The sequence below is a fragment of the Candidatus Skiveiella danica genome (genome assembly GCF_022705245.1).
Classification (GTDB): Bacteria; Pseudomonadota; Gammaproteobacteria; order Burkholderiales; family Burkholderiaceae_C; genus Skiveiella; species Skiveiella danica.
This window is the reverse complement of the sequence record NZ_JAKJEW010000077.1, coordinates 1-2352: the sequence shown is the minus strand read 5'-3', so window position 1 is coordinate 2352 and position 2352 is coordinate 1. Positions and strand designations below refer to the sequence as shown.

The 2352-nt window shown below is 69.6% G+C and carries 3 protein-coding genes; all 3 read left to right on the top strand.

What is annotated here, in order from left to right:
- The first annotated feature begins 345 nt into the window (after positions 1-345).
- Positions 346-1308, top strand: coding sequence for an arsenosugar biosynthesis radical SAM (seleno)protein ArsS (arsS, locus tag ACMUOY_RS20015; RefSeq protein WP_413894494.1), 963 nt, complete (start codon positions 346-348; stop codon positions 1306-1308).
- A 6-nt stretch (positions 1309-1314) separates the two neighbouring features.
- Complete coding sequence (locus tag ACMUOY_RS20010; RefSeq protein WP_413894493.1) at positions 1315-2037, top strand: TIGR04283 family arsenosugar biosynthesis glycosyltransferase; 723 nt, start codon at positions 1315-1317, stop codon at positions 2035-2037.
- Positions 2034-2352 (top strand): DUF2064 domain-containing protein (locus ACMUOY_RS20005; RefSeq protein ID WP_413894492.1); only part of this gene is annotated, 319 nt, incomplete at its 3' end. The genes ACMUOY_RS20010 and ACMUOY_RS20005, both read left to right, overlap by 4 nt.

Here is a 2352-nt window from a genome sequence, read left to right as displayed (position 1 = left end):
CGCAGCGACGAGAGTCCCCAGGCTGTCCTGGATGAACTTCAAGCCGAAGAAACGTCCCAGATCGAGTCCGAAGAACAGGCCGACGCCTGTCAGCACGACCAGCACCAGGGCCAGCTTGCGGAGATCGACAGAAGCGGTAGAGCTTGGCACGAATGGATGGGGCGGGACGAAGGTTTGATTCTTGCAAATCTGCAGGGATCATGCCGTACGCCAGGCAACAGTGCCTCGCAACGGCGCGGGCGCCAGAAACCCGCTGTCGCAACGGGCGCGCGGAAATCCACCAGAATCTGCACTTTGCCGCCGGCGCGGTGCGCCTTTTTCCCTTCCAAAGGGTCTGGAGACGAGATGAACGCGACCCTCCCTCTGCTGGAGAAAACCCTGTTTCCGGCCCTCAAGCGCGGCCGGCTCGATACCCTGCAGGTCAACCTGGGCTACCGCTGCAACCAGAGCTGCCTGCACTGCCACGTCAACGCCGGGCCGAACCGCACCGAGATGATGGACGACGCCACGCTGGCGCTGATCCCGCAGGTGCTGGCGGCCCGCAGCATCCGCACGCTGGACCTGACCGGTGGCGCCCCGGAGCTGCACGAAGGTTTTCGGGACCTGGTGCGCGCGGCCCGCGCCCAGGGCGTGCGCGTGATCGACCGCTGCAACCTGACCATCCTGTCCGAACCCGGGCAGGAGGGTCTGGCGGAGTTCCTGGCCGGCCAGCAGGTGGAGGTGGTCGCGTCGCTGCCCTGCTACTCGGCGGCGAATGTGGACCGCCAGCGCGGCGACGGCGTGTTCGACCAGAGCATTGCCGCGCTGCGCCAGCTCAATGTGCTGGGCTACGGCCAGCCGGGCAGTGGCCTGGTGCTGAATCTGGTCTACAACCCTCAAGGCCCGTCGCTGCCGCCCGACCAGCAGGCGCTGCAGGCCGACTACAAGCGCGAACTGTTCGAGCATTTCGGCATCGTCTTCAATGAGCTGCTGGCGCTGACCAACATGCCGATTCAGCGCTTCGGCTCCACGCTGGTCTCCAAGGGCAGCTTCGACGCCTACATGGACCTGCTCAAGGGAAGCTTCCAGCCGCAGAACCTGGCCGGCGTGATGTGCCGCAGCCTGGTCAGCGTGGACTGGCAGGGCTGGCTCTACGATTGCGACTTCAACCAGCAGCTCGGTCTGCCGTTGGGCACCAGCGGCGTGCGCCGCCACCTGCGCGAGCTGCTCAGGACCGATCTGCAGGCGCAGCCGATCCGCGTGTCCGGCCACTGCTACGGCTGCACCGCGGGCCAAGGCAGCAGCTGCGGCGGTGCGCTGGCGCACTGAGCGGGCGTGCCCGAAGGAGCCACGGCGATGATGCCGCCCGAGCCCGCGTCGTCGCTGGCCATCGTCATGCCCGTTCTCAATGAAGCGGCCGGCATCGAGGCGGCGCTGAGGGCCCTGATGCCGTTGATGGCACGCGGTGTGCGCGTGCTGGTGGCCGATGGCGGCAGCGCCGACGACACGCCAGCACGGGCGCGGCGCTTCGGCGGCGTCGAGGTGATCGAGGCCGCGCGCGGCCGGGCCGCGCAGATGAACGCCGGGGCGCAGGCGGCAAGCGGCGCTCGCGTCCTGCTGTTCCTGCACGCCGACACCACGTTGCCGCCGGACGCGGATCGCCTCATCGAGCAGGCACTGGCCGGCGGCCGCCACGTCTGGGGCCGCTTCGACGTGCGCATCGCCGGTCGCCCCCGGATGCTGCGCGTGGTGGCGGCCTGCATGAACGTGCGTTCGCGCTGGAGCGGCATTGCCACCGGCGACCAGGCCCTGTTCATGACGCGCGCGGCATTCGACGCGATCGGTGGCTTTCCCGAGCAGCCGCTGATGGAAGACATCGAGATGTCGAAGCGACTGCGAACCTTGTCGCGCCCGGCCTGCCTGCGCGAGCGCGTGATCACCTCGGGGCGGCGCTGGGAGAGCCGCGGCGTCTGGGCCACCATCGTGCTCATGTGGCGCCTGCGCTGGGCCTACTGGCGCGGTGCCTCGCCGCAGGTGCTGGCGCGGCGCTACGAATGACGAAGCAAGCCGTGCATTCCCCGAACGCGCCGCGCGTCGTGGTCTTCGCCAAGGCACCGTTGCCTGGACGGGCCAAGACGCGGCTGATCCCTGCTCTGGGTGCCGAGGGCGCCGCCCGGCTGGCGCGGCGCATGCTGGGCCATGCGCTGGCGCAGGCGATGGCTGCGCGAGCCGGCGCGGTGGAGCTGTGCATGAGCCCCGGCCCGGAGGATGCGGCCTGGCACGGGGTCGAACTGCCGGACCGCGTGCAGTGCACCGACCAGGGCGACGGTGACCTGGGCGCGCGCATGGCCCGCGCCGTGCACCGTGTGACGA

Excerpts from the sequence above, each read along its gene's own strand:
- arsS (WP_413894494.1), top strand. The coding sequence starts at position 346 with ATGAACGCGACCCTCCCTCTGCTGGAGAAAACCCTGTTTCCGGCCCTC.